This is a genomic window from Celeribacter indicus (genome assembly GCF_000819565.1).
GTDB classification, from domain to species: Bacteria; Pseudomonadota; Alphaproteobacteria; order Rhodobacterales; family Rhodobacteraceae; genus Celeribacter; species Celeribacter indicus.
The window spans coordinates 2983107-3001209 of record NZ_CP004393.1; the positions used below are offsets into that span (position 1 = coordinate 2983107).

The 18103-nt window shown below is 64.6% G+C and carries 15 protein-coding genes; 3 read left to right on the forward strand and 12 right to left on the reverse strand.

Translation table 11 applies throughout. The annotated features are described in order from the left end of the window. Positions 1-3: 3 nt before the first annotated feature. Positions 4-570: an acetolactate synthase small subunit gene (ilvN, locus tag P73_RS14885; protein WP_043870177.1), complete on the forward strand. Its 567-nt coding sequence runs from the start codon at positions 4-6 to the stop codon at positions 568-570. A gap of 292 nt (positions 571-862) precedes the next feature. Here the strand turns inward: ilvN and P73_RS14890 are convergent, their stop codons facing one another. From P73_RS14890 to P73_RS14910, 5 genes are all read right to left on the reverse strand, one after another. Beyond that, a complete protein-coding gene (locus tag P73_RS14890) occupies positions 863-1126 on the reverse strand; it encodes a hypothetical protein (RefSeq protein WP_043870178.1) in 264 nt (87 codons plus the stop codon). A 6-nt stretch (positions 1127-1132) separates the two neighbouring features. Continuing rightward, positions 1133-4828 (reverse strand): vitamin B12-dependent ribonucleotide reductase, encoded by a 3696-nt coding sequence (locus tag P73_RS14895; protein WP_043870179.1) that lies wholly within the window; start codon positions 4826-4828, stop codon positions 1133-1135. A gap of 935 nt (positions 4829-5763) precedes the next feature. Further along, positions 5764-6999: an amidohydrolase family protein gene (locus P73_RS14900; protein WP_043870180.1), complete on the reverse strand. Its 1236-nt coding sequence runs from the start codon at positions 6997-6999 to the stop codon at positions 5764-5766. Between the two features lie 19 nt (positions 7000-7018). After that, the gene (locus P73_RS14905) at positions 7019-7318 is read right to left on the reverse strand and encodes a hypothetical protein (RefSeq protein ID WP_043870181.1); all 300 of its coding nucleotides are present in this window, start codon (positions 7316-7318) and stop codon (positions 7019-7021) included. Then, complete coding sequence (locus P73_RS14910) at positions 7305-7670, reverse strand: Rieske (2Fe-2S) protein (protein ID WP_043870182.1); 366 nt, start codon at positions 7668-7670, stop codon at positions 7305-7307. The genes P73_RS14905 and P73_RS14910 overlap by 14 nt, the downstream gene beginning before the upstream one ends. Positions 7671-7784: 114 nt before the next feature. Between P73_RS14910 and P73_RS14915 the strand changes: the two genes are divergently transcribed. Next, on the forward strand, positions 7785-8243 hold the full coding sequence (locus P73_RS14915) for a MarR family winged helix-turn-helix transcriptional regulator (protein WP_245629176.1): 459 nt from the start codon (positions 7785-7787) through the stop codon (positions 8241-8243). A 38-nt stretch (positions 8244-8281) separates the two neighbouring features. Here the strand turns inward: P73_RS14915 and P73_RS14920 are convergent, their stop codons facing one another. The 7 genes from P73_RS14920 to P73_RS14950 all read right to left on the reverse strand — a co-directional run bounded on the left by P73_RS14920 (position 8282) and on the right by P73_RS14950 (position 15491). Beyond that, complete coding sequence (locus P73_RS14920) at positions 8282-9217, reverse strand: DMT family transporter (RefSeq protein ID WP_043870183.1); 936 nt, start codon at positions 9215-9217, stop codon at positions 8282-8284. 12 nt (positions 9218-9229) lie between these two features. Further along, positions 9230-9676: a hypothetical protein gene (locus P73_RS14925; protein ID WP_043870184.1), complete on the reverse strand. Its 447-nt coding sequence runs from the start codon at positions 9674-9676 to the stop codon at positions 9230-9232. Between the two features lie 14 nt (positions 9677-9690). After that, the gene (locus P73_RS14930; RefSeq protein ID WP_174446910.1) at positions 9691-10683 is read right to left on the reverse strand and encodes an ABC transporter substrate-binding protein; all 993 of its coding nucleotides are present in this window, start codon (positions 10681-10683) and stop codon (positions 9691-9693) included. 13 nt (positions 10684-10696) lie between these two features. After that, positions 10697-11872 carry a Gfo/Idh/MocA family protein gene (locus P73_RS14935; RefSeq protein ID WP_074743022.1) on the reverse strand — a complete coding sequence of 392 codons (1176 nt, stop codon included), beginning with the start codon at positions 11870-11872 and terminating at the stop codon, positions 10697-10699. Further along, positions 11862-12806, reverse strand: a complete 945-nt coding sequence (locus P73_RS14940) for a PDR/VanB family oxidoreductase (RefSeq protein WP_043870185.1) — start codon at positions 12804-12806, stop codon at positions 11862-11864. Before P73_RS14940 ends, P73_RS14935 begins: the two co-directional genes overlap by 11 nt. 144 nt (positions 12807-12950) lie before the next feature. Next, on the reverse strand, positions 12951-14114 hold the full coding sequence (locus P73_RS14945) for an alpha-hydroxy acid oxidase (RefSeq protein ID WP_245629177.1): 1164 nt from the start codon (positions 14112-14114) through the stop codon (positions 12951-12953). Between the two features lie 96 nt (positions 14115-14210). Further along, positions 14211-15491: a Rieske 2Fe-2S domain-containing protein gene (locus tag P73_RS14950; protein ID WP_043870186.1), complete on the reverse strand. Its 1281-nt coding sequence runs from the start codon at positions 15489-15491 to the stop codon at positions 14211-14213. A 582-nt stretch (positions 15492-16073) separates the two neighbouring features. Here P73_RS14950 and P73_RS14955 point away from each other — a divergent pair. Then, a complete protein-coding gene (locus P73_RS14955; protein WP_245629178.1) occupies positions 16074-17984 on the forward strand; it encodes a TRAP transporter permease in 1911 nt (636 codons plus the stop codon). Positions 17985-18103 lie beyond the last annotated feature (119 nt).

Below are 18103 nucleotides of genomic sequence, written 5' to 3' on the forward strand. Positions count from 1 at the left end.
GACATGTCTGCCCTACGTATCCAGCAAGGCTCCTCCAGCCATTCCGCCTATGACCTCCGCGACTACCATGCCGAGGTGATCGAGAAACACACGCTCGCCGTGCTGGTCGAAAACGAGCCGGGCGTGCTGGCGCGGGTCATCGGCCTGTTCTCGGGCCGCGGCTACAACATCGAAAGCCTCACCGTGGCGGAGGTCGATCACGAGGGCCACCGCTCCCGCATCACCATCGTCACCACCGGCACGCGCGATGTGATCGAACAGATCAAGGCCCAGGTGGGGCGGATCGTGCCGGTGCACGAGGTCCACGACCTGACCGTGGAAGGGCCGTCGATCGAGCGCGAGTTGGCCCTCTTCAAGGTCCAGGGCGCCGGAGAGAAACGCATCGAGGCGCTGCGGCTCGCGGAGATCTTCCGCGCCAATGTGGTCGACAGCACGCTTGAAAGCTTCGTCTTCGAGATGACCGGCACCTCCGAGAAGATCGACGCCTTTGCCGATCTGATGCGCCCGCTCGGGCTTATCGAGACCGCACGCACCGGCGTCGCGGCGCTCGCCCGCGGCAGCAAGGGCTGACGCGGCCCTCCCCCGCGCCGGTCCCGCAGGCCCGCCGGAGGACCGTCGCGGGCGATCTGCACGGAAAGGCCCAAGAAAAAAGGGGATCCCGAAGGATCCCCTGAGGTTCGCTGATCAGGCTCGTATTGATACTGCCCGGTGGATTTTATGCCTGCGGCCTGATCCGCGCCGGGAGCGAACGCATTCGCTCCGGAAAGGTGTTCCTTCGCCCCCTCGCGGGATGGTCCGGATCGCGTGGACCGCCCCTGCCCGTCCCGCCCGGATGTGAGGGGGCGGGACGACTTGCTTTGCCTCAGTGCAGCACCCGCCCGGCGGAGCTGTTGACCGAGAAGATCGCGGTGCAGCGGCTGTCGCCCTCGGCGCGGTAATCCTGCACCGACCAAGTCACCGACAGCGCCGGCATGTTGAGCACGGAAACCGACTGGCTGCCCTCATAGGCATCGGCCAGGGCGCCCGCGACGTTGCGGTCGAATTCCGCCTCGAGCGTATTGCCGCGCATCTTCACGCGGTCGGCGACGCAGAGACGTCCGGCGATGTCGAAAACGAGATCCATCATGGCGCCTCAGCTACAGCCCGACGTGCCGCCGCAGGTGTTGCACTTCATGCAGGTGCCGTTCCTGACCAGCGTGTAATTACCGCATTCGCCACAGGGATCGCCCTCGTAGCCCTGCATCTTCGCCTTGGTGCGCGCGTCCATCGCGATCGTGCCCGAGGAGAGCGCGGTGTCGGAGCTCGCGGAGGCGGCCGTCGCCTTCGTTTCCGGCACCAGCGTGTGCAGCGCGGTTTCCGCGTCGAGCGAACCGCCGAGCGCGACCGCGCCCGCCTGCATCCCGCCTTGCAGCACCACAAGTTCCTGCGGCAGGCGCTTGCGCAGATAGCCCGAGGAGGAGATCTGTTTCAGCACCTCGATGGACTTCGCCGAGGCGCTTTCCGAGGGCGCCTTGATATTCGACACGCCCTCTTCCTCACCGCGCCCGAGATCGTCGAAGGCCGCGCCCTGCGGTTTGACATGGGCGAGATCCGTGCGGTCGAGATAGGAGACCGCGAGCTCGCGGAAGATGTAGTCGAGGATCGACGTCGCGTTCTTGATCGAATCGTTGCCCTGCACCATGCCCGAGGGTTCGAACTTGGTGAAGGTGAAGGCATCCACGAATTCCTCCAGCGGCACGCCGTATTGCAGGCCGACAGAAACGGCAATGGCGAAATTGTTCATCATCGCGCGGAAGCCGGCGCCTTCCTTGTGCATGTCGATGAAGATCTCGCCGAGCTTGCCATCCGCATATTCGCCGGTGCGCAGATAGACCTTGTGCCCGCCGACGATGGATTTCTGGGTATAGCCCTTGCGGCGGGACGGAAGTTTCTCGCGGCCGCGGGCGATCTCCTTGATCACGATCTTCTCGACGATCTTCTCGGCCAGCACGGCGGCCCTTTCCTGGGCGGAGCCGGTGGCGAGGATCTCCTCGGCCTCCTCGTCATCCTCGATGAGCGCGGTGGCGAGCGGCTGGCTCAGTTTCGAGCCGTCGCGATAGAGCGCGTTGGCCTTCACCCCGAGCGACCAGGACAGTTCGTAGGCGGCGAGGCAGTCGTCGATCGTCGCATCGTTCGGCATGTTGATCGTCTTGGAGATCGCGCCGGAGATGAAGCTCTGCGCCGCCGCCATCATGGTGATGTGGCTGTTCACCGACAGGTAGCGCTTGCCCTTCTTGCCGCAGGCATTGGCGCAGTCGAAGATATGATAGTGTTCTTCCTTGAGGAAAGGCGCGCCTTCGAGGGTCATCGTGCCGCAAACGTGATCGTTCGCCGCCTCGATGTCCTTCCGGGTGAAGCCGAGCGAGCGCAGCAGGTCGAAGGACGGATCGTTGAGCTTCTCCTTCGGGATGCCGAGCGTGCCGGTGCAGAATTCCTCGCCCAGCGTCCACTGGTTGAAGACGAAGCGGATGTCGAAGGCCGACGGCAGCGCCGCCTCGATCTTCTCGATCTGCGCCGGGCCGAAGCCATGGCCGATCAGTGCCGTGTGGTTGATGCCGGGCGCGTTGCCGAGCGTGCCGTGGCCGACCGCATAGGAGACGATCTCCTCGATCTGCGCGGAGGAATAGCCGAGTTTCTCGAGCGCGGCGGGGACCGAACGGTTGATGATCTTGAAATACCCGCCGCCCGCGAGTTTCTTGAACTTCACCAGCGCGAAATCGGGTTCGATGCCGGTCGTGTCGCAATCCATCACGAGCCCGATGGTGCCCGTGGGTGCGATCACGGAGACCTGCGCGTTGCGGTAACCGTGTTTCTCGCCAAGCTCCAGCGCCTCGTCCCAGGCCGATTTCGCAAGCTCCACGAGATGCGCATCCGGGCAGTTGGCGTGATCGAGCGCGACGGGTTTCACCTCGAGCCCCTCATAGCCCGTGGTCTTGCCATAGGCGGCGGTGCGGTGGTTGCGGATCACGCGCAGCATGTGCGCGGCGTTGCGGGCGTGTCCCGAGAAGGCCCCAAGCTCGCCCGCGATCTCCGCCGAGGTCGCATAGGCCACGCCGGTCATGATCGCGGTCAGAGCGCCTGCGAGCGCCCGGCCCTCGTCGCTGTCATAGCCGAGCCCCATGTTCATCAGAAGCCCGCCGATATTGGCGTAGCCGAGGCCGAGCGTGCGGAAATCGTAGGAGAGCTGCGCGATTTCCTTCGACGGGAATTGCGCCATCATCACCGAGATCTCGAGCGTCAGCGTCCAGAGCCGCGTCGCGTGCATGTAGCTTTCCGCGTCGAAGGCGCCGTCCTTCAGGAAGGTCAGCAGGTTCATCGACGCCAGGTTGCAGGCCGTGTCGTCGAGGAACATGTATTCCGAACAGGGGTTCGAGCCGCGGATTTCACCGTCTTCGGGGCAGGTGTGCCAGGCGTTGATCGTGTCGTGGAACTGGATGCCCGGATCGGCGCAGGCCCAGGCGGCATGGCCGACCTGTTCCCACAGATCGCGGGCCTTCACCACCTTGGCGACCTTACCGTCGGTGCGGCGCAGGAGCTCCCATTCGGCATCGTCCTTCACCGCCTTGAGGAAGGCATCGGTGACGCGCACGGAATTGTTGGAATTCTGCCCGGAGACCGATGCATAGGCCTCGCTGTCCCAGTCGGTGTCATAGGTCGGGAACTCGATCGAGGAATACCCCTGTTTCGCGTAGTCGAGCACACGTTTGACATAGGTTTCCGGGATCGCGACCTGTTTCGCCCCCTTGATCGCGGCCTTCAGCGCCGTGTTCTGCGCCGGGTCGAAGGCGCCGTCCTCGGTGCCGTCCCATTCGCGGATCGCGGCGAAGATCGCGTTGAGCTGGCGCTCGTGCATCTTCGAACCGGCGACGATGGACGCCACTTTCTGTTCTTCGATGACCTTCCAGTTGATGAATTCCTCGATATCCGGGTGATCCATGTCGCAGATCACCATCTTCGCCGCGCGGCGCGTGGTGCCGCCCGACTTGATCGCGCCCGCCGCCCGGTCGCCGATCTTCAGGAAGCCCATGAGGCCCGAGGACTTGCCGCCGCCCGAGAGTTTCTCGTTGGCGGCGCGCAGGCTGGAGAAGTTCGTGCCCGTGCCCGATCCGTATTTGAACAGGCGCGCCTCGCGCACCCAGAGATCCATGATCCCGCCGTCGGAGACCAGGTCGTCGGCAACCGACTGGATGAAGCAGGCATGCGGCTGCGGATGCTCATAGGCGGATTGCGAGCGGGTCAGCTCGCCCGTGGCGTGATCCACGTAGTAATGTCCCTGCCCCGGACCGTCGATGCCATAGGCCCAGTGCAGGCCGGTGTTGAACCATTGCGGCGAGTTCGGCGCGGCCATCTGCCTGGCCAGCATGAAGCGCATCTCGTCGAAATAGGCGCGCGCATCTTCCTCGGAGGAGAAATAGCCGCCCTTCCAGCCCCAGTAGCACCAGGCGCCCGCGAGGCGGTCGAAGACCTGCTTTGCCGAGGTCTCCCCGCCGAAACGGTCCTCTTCGGGAAGCTGCGCGAGCTTGTCCTCATCGGGCACGGAGCGCCACAGGAAGGAAGGCATGCCCTTTTCGCGCACCTTCTTCACCGCCGCCGGAACGCCCGCCTTGCGGAAATATTTCTGCGCGATGACGTCGGAAGCGACCTGCGACCATTTCGCCGGCACCTCGCAGGCGTCGAGCTTGAAGACGATCGTGCCGTCCGGGTTGCGGATCTCCGAAGAGGTCGTCGTGAACTCCAGTGCCGCGTAAGCGTCCTGCCCTGCCGTCGTGAATTTCCGTTCGATCTTCATCTTCTTGCCCCGACCTAACTCAAGTCTCTCTTCAATCGCGCCGCGCGGCATAGGCCGCCGCCCGGTCGTCTTTGCGCTGGTCCTACCGGACCGTCGTTCCGGCGCCCGCACGAGTGCCGGCGGCGCCGCTGAGCGCCACCACATCTTGTGGGGCGCGGACGGGCACCGAAACGCCCGTTCCCCAGGCATGCCCTTTCGATTCCGGTCCCGCGGCTGCGGTCCGGCGAATCCCTCAGAAGCCTCGCTCATCGCGGTCGGCCGGTGCGAAACGATCCTTGTCGAGAGAGCCCGACTTCGCTCCCTCTCCCGTGTTTTCGCCCGCTGGCACGGTCTTCCGGGCGTTCCGTCCCGTGCCCGCACCTTCGGTCCGTCAGATCGTCTCGTCGACTCGCCTAGTCCCTCGCCGCCCAGATCGCCACTAAATGTAGTGTCCGCCTGATCGGCCCCCACAATGTGCAGCGTGTCTGCCCCTCTGGTCAACGGCAATTTTAAACTTTCCGCATCCAAAAATCGGTTGACGAAAACTGCCCACAGGACGCCTCGATTCGGCGCGCGCCGTGCGTTCACTTTTTCTTTTGTTTTCCATGGATTTCGGCGCGCCGCCTGAGGTTTTACCCAAGCATCTGTGGATAAGCGCCCTGCGACCGGAAAAGCACATCCTGAGGTTGCGGAAGACTCTCCGCCCAAGGGTTGGGCACACAAGATATAGTGGCGCCCGGCGAGGGACGCCCTGTCAGAAATACAGGTTTTTCTCGGGATTTTCGGGGATTTTCCGCGCCGGGACCCGTCGTCTCGCTCGGATCCGCGCCGTCCGTGCCCGTGTCACCTCACCGCCTCACACGCGCCGCCCCGTCGAATCGGATCGGCCGCGCCGGCTGGTGCCGGGAGAATGTCGCCCGGCCCGGCAAAGTGCCGGACCGGACGGGAGTCCGCGATCAGACGGCGGCGGCCTGCCGCGCGTCGAGCTTCCACTCCGACATGACCGGGTCGAGGTTGAAGAGCTTCTGCGCGTTGCCGCCGAGGATGTTCCGCTTCGCCTGCTCGTCGAGGAAGGGCAGATCGTAGATCGTGCTCGGCAGGTCCATGTCCCAGTGCGGATAGTCCGAGGAATAAAGCAACTGGGATTCGGCGTTCATCATCTTAAACGTGACTTCCAGCGCCTCGCGGTTGTCCACGAGCTCCATCGGCTGCGTCGAATAGAACATCTCGCGCATGTAGTCGCTCGGTTTCTTCTTGAGAAGCGGCGCGTCGGAGGTGCGCATCATGTATTCGTTGTCGAGCCGCTGCATCAGGAACGGCACCCAGGCGAGGCCGCTTTCGATCCAGAGCGTCTTGAGCTTGGGGAAACGCTCCGGCATCCCGTTCAGCACCCAGTTCGTCATGTGGATGATGTTGCAGAAGCTGAAGCCGAGCGCGTGCACCGAGATGAACTTGTTCAGCTGCGACAGCGAGGAATCGGCCCAGTGATAGGCGGCATGGAAACCGAGCGGCTTGCCGTGCTCCTCGAGCTTGGCAAAGATGCGCATGTTGACGTTGTCATGCACGGGCCGCTTGAGATAGCCCGTGGACAGGAAGCCGACGACGCCCTTGCGCTCCGCGAATTCGTCGATCATCTTCTCGGCCTCGTGCGGCTCGTTCATCGGAAGATAGACCATGGAGACGATGCGCTTGTCTTCCTCGAGGATCCGCTCGCACAGCCACCTGTTGTAGGCGCGGGCCATGGTGACCTCGACCTCCGGCTGCGGATGGGTCGCGAGCAGCAGCATCGGCGTCGGGAACAGGCAGGCCATGTCCACCCCCATCGCGTCCATCCAGCGCCGGGTCAGCGTGATGTCGCGATGCGGCGTCTCGGGCACGATCTCCTTGTTCCGGCCGGCATAGCGCGTCACGCGGCCGGCCATGTCCTGCGAACCGATGGCCTGCGGGATCAGCCCCGCGCGGCCGACGTTCCCCGCCGAGAGGCCGAGATGGCGCATCACCGGGTCGTCCATGTATTGCAGGATTTCCGGCAGGGCCTCGGTCTCGTAGTGATGGCTGTCCACATCACAGATGAAGAAATCCTTGTAATTCCGGTCCAGCGCCTGCTTCTTCGCGTTCTTCAGAAGCGTCGTGGTGTTGAATTCCTGGATTGCCGGATCGGTGTCGGATCCGAAGTTCGGTGTCAGTGTCATTTGTCTCGCTCCCGCGTCTTCAGTGTTTCAGCGTTTGCCACATGCCGAGTTCGAAAGCCGCCATATCGGCAGCGTCGAGGATCCCGGTTGCGGCAATTGCGACTTCAGTCGCCGAAATGTCGTGGTTCCTGGGAAAGGCGGCCACACCCTCGTCATTCTCCCGCAGGCCGGCGTAGACGCGCACGACCTGGGCGAAGAGGGCCTGGACCTGTTCGAGGCTCAGCGCGCCGGTCTCCGGCGAACGCAGGGCACGGAGGACGTCATCAAAGGATGCGTCCAACTGGGACTTGTCCGCGCTCATCTGCTCAAACTTCGACATAGATCTGCTCATCGCGCTCGGTCACCTTGTAGCGGCTCAAGCGGATTTTCGGATCGCCCACGGCCTCGCCGGTCTCGATCCTGAATTCCCAGCCGTGCCAAGGGCAGACGAAGTGCAGCTCGGCGCCGTCGAAAGTCTGCCGCAGGGGCCGTTTCTCCTCGTCGAACTCGACGCAAACCTTCGGCATTTTAAGACCTTCGCAGACCGGCCCGCCCTGATGCGGGCAGATGTTGCGATAGGCCACGACCTGATCCTTGTGGCGAATGACACCGATCTCGACACCGTCGATTTCGAAGATTTTCGCAGTCGTATCGCTGAGATCGGACGCGGCGCATAACAGTCTTTGTGGCATGAAGGCTCCTCCCGTTATCCTAAATGTGGCAAGATAGTCTTACTGTGCGTATAGTAAGATTGTCTTACTATTATCGTTGCACTACGGTTTGTCAAGAAGTGAGGTTCGACAATCATGCTGGAAAACGACCACAGTCCCGCTCCCCTTTCCCAGAGGCGGGGTCTCGGCGCCTCGCTCCGACTTGCGCATCACCTTTACGGCAAGCTGTTGCAGAAGCGCCTGGTCGGCGCGGAACTGAGTATGGCGCAGTATATCCATCTCAGGACGCTGCGGGAGGAAGGCCGGGTCAGCCAGTCCGAGCTCTCCGCCCAGCTCGGTCTGGAAAAGGCCTCCTCGACACGGGTTCTCGACGAACTCGCGCAGCGGGGTCTCATCCATCGCGAACGCCACCATCAGGACCGGCGCATGATCATGGTCAGCCTGACGGCAGAGGGCCGTGCGAAGATCGACCAGTCGATGACCTCGGCCCGTGCCGTTGCCGAACTCGCATCGAGGAATTTCGACGAGGGCGAGCTGCTCCAGCTCTTCACGGCGCTCGACAAGATGATCGGGAATCTCGCCTCGGAGATCTGAGGGCGCCCGGCCCCTCCCCCGCGGTCAGCGCGGCGCGCTCATTCCAGCACCGGCGCCACCGCGAGAAGCACGACACCGATCGCGGCAATCAGCGCGGCGACGTAGAACCGCGCGCCCGGCGCGCGTTCGGTCTTGAAGATGTGGGCGGCGAGCCAGGCGGCGAAGAACATCTCGACCGAGGAGATGATGGCGACCGAAGTCACGTTGGCGAGCCGCAGCGCGAAGAACTGGGAAATCTGGCCCACAGTCATCGCGCTGGCGGCAAGGAACTGCCAGCCGCTCGGCCTTTGCAGCGGCAGGCGCACCCGGATCCGGGAGCGCGGCATCGCCACGGAGGAGGTTCCGAACCACAGAAGCCCCGTCAGCGCCCCGATGAACACGCCCAGAAGCGGATCGGGCAAGGTGATCATCGCAAGCTTGCGCGCCACGAAGGAGCCGCCATAGCCCCCGGCGGAGATGACCGCGAGCGCCCTGCCCCTGGTGCGGTCCGCATGCGGGCGCTGCACCGTCTCCGCGAGCGCCCTGCTCTTCTGCAAGGGACGCACCATCATGATCAGCACGCCGGCGGTCACGAGGAAAAAGGCGATGACGATCAGCGGCGTGATGACCTCGCCCAGCAGCAGGAAGGCGAAAACCGCCGCAAAGACGGGAATGAGCCGGCGGATCAGCCCCGTCTCGATGGCGCCGCTCAGTTCGACCGACCGGAACAGGGTGAGCCGCCCGATGACATTCGCCAGAAGACCGGCCGCCGCGAAATAGCCGACGCCGTAGAGCACGGCACTTTCGTAGTCGGGCAGCGGCGGGCCGATCGCGACCCACAGCACGCCCGCCACGGAGGCCGTCAGCAGGATGGACAGGAAGACGTCGTTGCCGCGCCCCTGCGCCGACTGGGAGCTCTTGGCGATGGCGACCGAACTGAGCGCGTAACAGAACGCCCCGAAGGTCGCCAGCAGCCCACCGAGGACCGGCGTCATCGGCGCCGGCCGTCAGACCGCATCTTCGAGCAGCCGTTCGAGGAAACGCTCGGAGGACATGACCTCCCGCAGGGGCAGGCTTTCCTGCACCTCATCGAGCTCCGAGGAATAGGTCAGGCCGCGCCCGTCCCAGAACCACCAGTAGATGATCTGTCCCTGCTTGTCCCGGATCGGGGTGCGGAAGGTCGGGAACTTCCTTTCGCCATGCGGGATCTCGGCCTCCCCCACCTTGGCGTGGGGCAGGTTCAGCTTCCGCAGGACTCCGGACAGAGGGACCATCGCGACGGTCTCCTCCCCCTTGCCCGACAGCGACAGGACATTGTCCGGGCGGTCCTTGTAGCGGCCCTTGAGGAATTTCACGACGGGCGGATAGCTCGGATGCAGATGGGTGAGCTGGACATAGGCCAGCCCCTTCTCCGTCTGGATCTCGATGATGTCACCGGGTGCGTATTCTTCCACGTGAGAACTCCTCTTCAAAGGCTGTAGGCTTCAAGGGTCGACGGGTGGAACAGCTCGTCAATCTGGACACGGCGCGGCGAGAGGCCCTGGCTTGCATGATAGTCGAGGAAGCGGTCGAGCACACCTGCGTTCGCCGCGACGCCGTAGCTCCAGGGATCCTTGCCCATGAGCGTCTGGACGCGGTTCAGCGTATCCTCGACGAAGGGCATCGTCACCTTCGTCGCGGAAGTGTCCGACAGCGCCTCTTCCGCCAGCCGCTTCGAGTCCGTGAAGGCCTTGAGCAGGGCCGCGGGAAGGAAGGGATATTCCTCCGCGAGGCTGCGGCGCACGCCGAGGACGTGCATGATCGGGAAGATCTTCGTGCGGCGATAGTAATCCTCCGCCGCCCCGATGCTGTCCGCAAAGAGCCGCCCGACATGCGGATGACCTTCGGAGAAGCAGCGCGGCCAGCGCGGACCGACGAAGCCATCGATCTCGCCCGCGGCGAGCATCTCGTTCAGCGTCTTGCCTTCCGGCGCCTCCTCGACCGTCAGGTCGGAGGGCAGGTCGACCTTGATCTTCTCGGGGCGTCCCGCCGTGTCCATGCCGCCGCGCACCCAGATGACGTCGGAGGGCTTCACGCCGTAATCATCCTCGAGAATGCCGCGCACCCAGACGTTCGCGGACAGCTGGTATTCGGCGATGCCGATCCGCTTGCCCTTCAGGTCCTCGGGCGTCTCGATGCCCTTGTCGGTGCGGATATAGACCGAGGTGTGGCGGAAGGCGCGGCTGAGGAAGACCGGGATCGCGACATAATGCGGGTTTCCGCGCGCGACCGAGATCGAATAGGAGGACAGCGACAGTTCGCTGATGTCGAAGGCCTGGTGGCGGAAGGCGCGGAAGAACATCTCCTCCGGCGAAAGCAGCATCGGAACCGGATCGACCCCGTCGATCTGCACGCGGCCGTCCACGATCGCGCGCGTCCGGTCGTAGTTCCCCATGGCCAGGGAAAGCTTGAGCTTCGTCATCCTGTTCTCCTCCTTATTGATGAGCGTTGCACTGGTGCTGCAACGCGACCGGCTGGCCGGTTTCGGCCGAGCGCAGGATTGCGTGACAGACTTCGAGGCTGGCGAGACCCCATTCGCCCGTCTGGACGGGCGGAACATCCTCGCGGACGGCCCGGACCAGGGCCTCCACGACGGTCTTGCGCGGCGCCGGGCCAAAGGGCGCCTCGATAAAGCGGCGCTCGGTATCTCCAAACACCTCGATCCCGTCGGGGGTGAGCCGCAGGTCGGCACGGTCGCACAGCGCGATCACCGGGCCGAAATGTTCGTTATGGGCGGCCTCGATCGGCGCCGCCCCGCTGCCGAAGGTGCGCGTGCTCTTCAGCCGCGCCTCCTCCTCCGGATCGAGATCCATCAGCGCCCGGCGGGCCTTGCCATAGCTCGCGGGATCCTTGGCCTGACCCAGCTCACCCACATCGTTCATCCAGATATCGCTGTCGAAATGCGCATAGCCGGAATAGGTGAGATTGGCGACGCAGCCGCCCGCAAAGCTCATGAGCGCGGTGAAGGCGCCCTCGGTCGGGCGTTTCGGATCCCAGTTGCCGGTGAAGGCCACGACCTTTTCGGCCATGCCGCCGGCCAGCCGCCGCACCACGTCGATCTGGTGGATGGCCTGGCTGAACATCACGCCGCCGCCCTCCTCGGTACGAAGCTCCTCCGGGCGCCGGGGCCGGTAGAGGAAATCCGTGTAGTTCAGCGCCTGGATCATCCGCAGCGCGCCGAACTCGCCGCTTTCGATCAGCCGCGCGGCAAGATCCACGGGCAGGTCGAAACTGTGGCTCGGGCCGACGATCAGGTGGACGCCGGCCTCGCGCGCGGCCCGCACCATCCTGTCGGCATCCTCCATGGAGATCGCCAGCGGCTTCTCCACGAGGATGTGCTTGCCGGCCTTCGCGGCGGCAAGGACGTGATCGACATGCATCTGGTGCGGCGTGGCGATATAGACCGCTTCGACATCGGGATCGGCGCAGAGCGCCTCGATGCTCTCGTAGCCCTTGCCACCGTATTCCTGTTCGAAGGCCGTGCGGCTTTCCTGCCTGGGGGCGGCTGCGGCCACGAGCTTCACGCGCGGATCGGCGTCGAAGGTCGGGATCATGAGCATGAAGGCACGCCCGAGCCCGACCACGCCGAGGCGGACGGGATCAGAGGTCAAGAACCAGCCTCCCCGACTTCGCCCGCGACACGCAGATCATGATGAAATCTTCTTTTTCCTCATCCATCAGGACCATGTCGCGGTGATCGACCTCGCCGCTGAGAAGCTTCGTCTTGCAGGTGCCGCAGGTGCCGCTTTCGCAGGAACTGACGGTCTTGTAACCCGCGTCCCGCAGGGTTTCGAGGATCGTGCGGTCTTCGGGAACGGTCAGCGTCTCGCCGCTTTTCGACAGTTCGACCTCGAAGGGCTTGTCGTCCTCGCGCACCACTTCGACGGGTTTGAAATCCTCGAAATGGATGCGCCCCTCGGGCCAGTGGCCGGAGACCGCCTTCACCTCTTCCATGAAGGGTTTCGGCCCGCAGCAGAACACATGCGTCGCGCGCGGCGTCAGGAAATCGTCCCAGAAATCGTAGGATTTCGACGGGTCGCCCTCGTCGTGGTGGACGATGATACGCCCCTCGAAATCCTTGTTCAGGTCCTCGAGATAGGCGGATTCCTCGGGGCTGCGGCTGCAATAGATGATCCGCAGTTCCTTGCCCTTCTTGGCGAGATGGCGCGCCATCGCGTAGATCGGCGTCACGCCGATCCCGCCGGCGATCAGCAGGTATTTCGACACGTCGGTCAGCGGGAAATCGTTCTCGGGCGGCTCGACGTTGAGCTCGGTCCCCTCCTGGGCCTCGTCGTGCATCGAGGCCGACCCGCCCCGCGAGGCCGGTTCGCGCTTCACCGCGATGACATAGGACTTGGGATGATCGCTGCCGTCGCTGACGAGCGAGTAGCGCCGCATCGCCCCGGAGGGCGTCTCGACGGTGATATGCGCCCCCGGATCGAAATCCGGCAGCGTGACCTGATCGTCGACCGGCGCGAGGGTGAATTCCGAAATGCTCGGAGTCAAAGCGCGCCGTTTCTCGACGCGCATTCTGATCTGCTCCATGAGTTCCTCCCGATCTTTCGAGCGTTTTCTTCAGTGCGTTTGGAGTGCGTTTGCTTTTATTTAGATTGCTAAGTTTATGATGTCAATGGCCCCCTGCCCCTGCACCGGCCGCGCCGGGCCCGTGAGATCGGGAGCCGCATGCGATCACGTCGGCGGCGGATCCGTCCGCAGGGCAAGGTGGTCCCGGCCGAGATGCCGCGGCGCGTCGCAGCCGGTGAGGATCATCGTGCGCTGCATCTCGTCGGCGAGAATCGCCAGCGCCCGCGCGACGCCCTCCCGCCCTCCGGCGGCAAGGCCGTAAAGCGGCGCCCGGCCGAGAAGCACGCCCTGCGCGCCCAGGGCCAGCGCCTTGACGATGTCGCTCCCGCGCCGGATGCCCCCGTCGAGCAGCACGGTTGCACCCTCGTCCAGCGCGGCCACGATCTCCGGCAGCACGGACAGGCTCGCCGGCGCACCGTCGAGCTGTCGCCCGCCGTGGTTCGACACGACAATGCCGTCCGCCCCTTCGGCCCGCGCCCGGATCGCATCCTCGGCGCACATCACGCCCTTGATCAGCAGCGGACCGGGCCACAGCCCCCGGATACGGCGCACGTCCTCCCAGGAGAAGTGCGGATTCCTCTGGGAGCGCGTGAATTCGGCGAGGTCGCGGTCGCTGGCCGCGTCGCCCAGGAACGGGATCAGGTTCTCGAACCGCGGCCGGTGCCGGCCGAACCAGACGGAGGCGAGCCATCGCGGGTGCATCAGCCCGTCGAGCACCACCGGGGCGCTCATTCGGATTTCATGGGAGAATCCATGCCGCAGATCCCGCTCGCGCTTCCCGCCGACGAGCGAATCCAGCGTGAGGATGAGGGCGGAATAGCCCGCTGCGGCGGCGCGTTCGACGAGCGCCTCGGAAAATTCCGGTCCGCCCCAGGGATAGAGTTGGAACCAGCGCGGCGCGTCGATGCGCCGGGCGATGGTTTCCATCGAGGCGTTGGACCCGGTCGAGAGGGCAAAGCCGATCCCCGCCTCGGCCGCGGCGCCCGCGAGGTGCAGATCGCCCTCCGGCCAATAGATGCCGCTCAGCCCGGTGGGCCCGATCAGGAAGGGGGCGGAATAGCTCTGCCCGAAGATCTCGGTCGACAGATCGACCCGCCCGCCACCAAGCAGTCGCGGCCGGAGCGTGAGATCGTCAAAGGCGCGACGGTTCGCCCGAAGCGTCAACTCATCCTCGGCGCCCCCGTCGAGATAGTCGAACACGACACGGGGCAGACGGCGCCGCGCCAGCCGGCGCAGATCGTCGATATTGACGGCATTCTTCATCTTCATATGACGGACGCTGCATCTCCGCCCCGCCTCGTCAAAAGACGATCCGCCCGGATCGAAGCGACGCCGGGCGGATCGGGGAAGAGATGGAGACGGTCGTTACTCCGCCGCCTCGGTGGTGCCGGAGCCGTTCACCAGCGTGCGCCAGTCGACGTCCTTGGGATAGACACCTTCATGCGACGCGATCTGCGCCTGCGGAATGTCGGAAGCGGTCCCGATGGCCTGGCCCCCTTCGGCGACCTTCTTGGCCGCATCCGCCATCAAGCGGCGGAATTCGACGATGGCAAGGTCAGAGGCCCCGAGCGTATCCGTGTGACGCTGCACACGGCTGCCCATCGACACCCACATCACGATATCCTCGTTCGGGATACCGTCGACGCCGGTGAAATGGCCTTCCTTCATGCGCTGGCGGTCCTGCTTGAAGTCGTTTTCCAGCGTGCGCAGCGTGCGCCACTTGTGGTCCACGTCCACGCCCGGCACCGCATGGGCGAACTTGCGCCATTCCTCGGTCGAAGGCACGTTCGGGCCGCCGAAGGCGATGAAGTGGAACGCCGTCTCGTCGTCGTTGATCGGAACGATGACGCTGGCCACCTTGTAGTTGTTGTTCGGCGGGATCAGCGAGTAATAGGGCGCGATGAACTCGGTGATGCGCAGGTAGTTATGCGTGGCCGAATTCTTGATCGGCTTGCGGATCGCCGCATAGTGGAAACCGTAGCTGGTGGTCTCGGTCTGCATCCGCGGCGACTTGTCGGTCGAGGGACGATACCAGGACTTGTCGTCGGCCGAAGCCCCCTCGACCCGCGCCGGCACCATGTGCGACGAGTGCAGCGAGGACGAGTGCGCGCTGTCGATCTGGCCCTCGTGGATCTGCGCCCAGTTGGCCGGGATGCGGATCTTCAGGATCGCGACCGGCGTATCCTCGGTCGGCGCGAAGGCCGGCGGCTGGAATTCCGGCATCTCGTCCTTTTCGCCGAGCCAGGCCCAGACGAACCCACCCCATTCGCGGGTCGGATAGGCGCGCGCCTTCACCTTGTCCATCAGCGGGCTGCCTTCCGGCTCGGAGGACATCGCGACGACATTGCCTTCGACGTCCATCTTCCAGCCGTGGTAGAGGCAGCGGAGCCCACATTCCTCGTTCCGGCCGTAGACGAGCGACGCCTTGCGGTGCGGGCAGAGTTCGTCGAGCATGCCGAGCTTGCCCTCGGTGTCGCGGAACGCGACATAGCTGTTGCCGAGCACTTCGACCCGCAGGGGCTTCCCGTCGGGTTCGGCGACCTCCTCGATCAGACACACGGGTGTCCAATGCTGGCGCATCAGTTTTGCCATCGGCGCATCACCCGTCACGCGGGTCAGCAGTTCATTTTCTTCAGGCGTAAGCATTATGGCCTCCTCCAGCAAACAACGTAGCCGGCAGCGCGCCGGCGTCCAATACGGCCGGCAGGTCTTTGCCAGCGGCTCGCAATATTCTTAGCTATCTAATAACTTTTTGTCAACATCCCCTGCGACATTTTGGTTTCTCCCGGACAAAGCCAAGGCTTGCACGCCCTCCCCGTCGCGGCGTCAGACCCGAATCGCCTCGCCGCCGCACCGGCCGTTCCCACCGCCCTCCCCGGCCCCTCCCGAGGGGGCCGCGCGGCGAGGAAACATTCCGGGACGACAATACCAGATTGACTCGCCCGCTCATGTCATGAAACATAGATCTCTAAGAACACGGGCCGCCGGGGAGGCGGTCGAAACGCATGGTGATCACGCGGCAAGTCAGGAAAGGGGCGCGCACACGCCCCTAGCCGCGTGGAAAAAAGGGAGGATTTGTATGTACCTATACACCATAGACTCTGATTCTGCGCGTGCGGTCCGTTCCGCCGCAGGATCCCGCCGGCTGGCCGCGCGCGCACAGAATCGGCATGAGCCATCGAAGAGCGCCACACCGGGTGCACACACCCTTCGGACGTCGGGGCAGGCATGATGATTCCCTCTCTGACGGAAACCGGGCGCCGCCGGAACCTCGCGCCCAAACTGAAAAAAGCCATCATCCTTCTCGCCGCGGCCTTCGCGCTCTGGGTGATCTATGCCAACCTCTTTGTCATCTCCGACCCGCTGATCCTCGGGATCCTGTTCATCTCGGGCATCTTCACGATCCTGTTCCTCGCCATCGGCGCGACATCGCGCGCCCCGGATGCCATTCCGGTCTACGACTGGGGCCTGTCGGCGCTCAGCCTGGCGTCGGGCATCTACTTCTTCCTGAGCACGGGCGTGATCGCGGATCGCATCAGCCTGCTCGATCCGTTCACGCCCGATCAGCTCTTCTTCGGGTCGGCCCTGCTGTTCCTGACGCTCGAAGCGACCCGCCGCACCACCGGCCTCGGGTTGACCGGCGTCGTCATGCTGTTTCTCATCTACAACCTGTTCGGCTATCTGCTGCCCCCGCCCTTCGGCCATCGGGTCAGCGAATTCAGCTACCTGCTCGACATCCTCGTGTTCACCACGGACGGGCTGTTCGGCGTGCCGATCCAGGTCGTGGCGAGCTATGTCTTCCTGTTCGTGATGTTCGGCACCTTCCTCGCGAAGGCGGGCGGCGGCGACTTCTTCTTCAATCTCGCCTCCCTCGTCACGGGCCGGGCCCGCGGCGGCCCCGCGAAGATCGCGGTGATCTCCTCGGGCCTCTACGGCACCATGTCGGGCAGCCCCACCTCCGACGTCGTCGCCACCGGCTCGATCACGATCCCGGTGATGAAGCGGCTTGGCTACAGCTCGCGCTTCGCCGCCGCGGTCGAGGTCGCGGCCTCCACCGGCGGCAGCGCGATGCCCCCGATCATGGGCTCGGCCGCCTTCATCATGGCCGAATACACGGGCATCGCCTATAACGAGATCGTGCTCGCCGCATTGCTGCCCGCGATCTTCTACTACAGCGGCGTCTTCACCCAGGTGCACCTGCGTGCCGTGAAGCTCGACCTGCGCCCCGCCGAGGGAGAGATCCCGACAGCGGCCGAGACGTTCAAGACCGGCTGGGTCTTCCTGCTGCCGATCATCGGCATCGTGATCGCCCTGATCCTCGGATATTCCCCGACCCTCGTGGCCGGGATCGGCATCATCTCCACCATCCTCGCCTCGATGATCCTCAAGGAAACGCGCATGACGCCCTGGCAGATCATCGAGGGGCTCGGCACGACGACGTTGCAGATCCTGCCCGTCGCCGGGGCCTGTGCCGCGGCCGGCCTCGTCATCGGCGGCCTGTCCATGACGGGTCTGGGGATGAAATCCGCGAACGTCATCCTCGAAATCAGCAACGCCCAGCCGATCCTCACCCTCGTGATCGCGGCCGTCGTGACGATCGTCCTCGGCCTCGGCATGCCGACCCCGAGCGCCTATATCCTCGCGGCGGTTCTCGTCGGGCCGGCGCTGGCGAAGCTCGGGTTCCCGACCCTGCCGAGCCAGATGTTCCTGCTCTACTACGCGATCCTCTCGGCCCTCACGCCGCCGATCGCGGTCGCGGCCATCGCCGCCTCCGCCATCGCCGAAGACGATCCGTTCAAGATCGCCTTCTCCGCGGTGCGGCTCGCGGTCGTGGGCTTCCTTCTGCCCTTTGCCTTCGTCTGGAATCCCGGTATCGTTCTCGCCGGGGATCCGGTGACGAACACGCTCGCCGTGATCGGGGCGGCCTTTGCGACGCTCGCCATCGCCTGTTCGGTCGAGGGCATGCTCAAACATCCGTTGAGCACGCTCGAGCGGCTGGTGCTGACGCTCGCGGCGGTCGGGGCGGTCTGTCCCTACCCGCTCATCTCGCTCGTCGCCATCCTGGTGATCGCGGCGACGATGGGGCGTCAGATCTTCCTGATGCCGAAACCGCTGGCAAAAGAGTCGCTCGAGAACTGAGCGTCTCGCGCGACATGGAAACCGAGAAGTGGCCGCCTTCCGGGGCGGCCACTTGCCACGTTCAGAGGGGTGCATGATCCGCGCCCCTTCAGCAAAGACACGAGAAACAGGATGTTCCG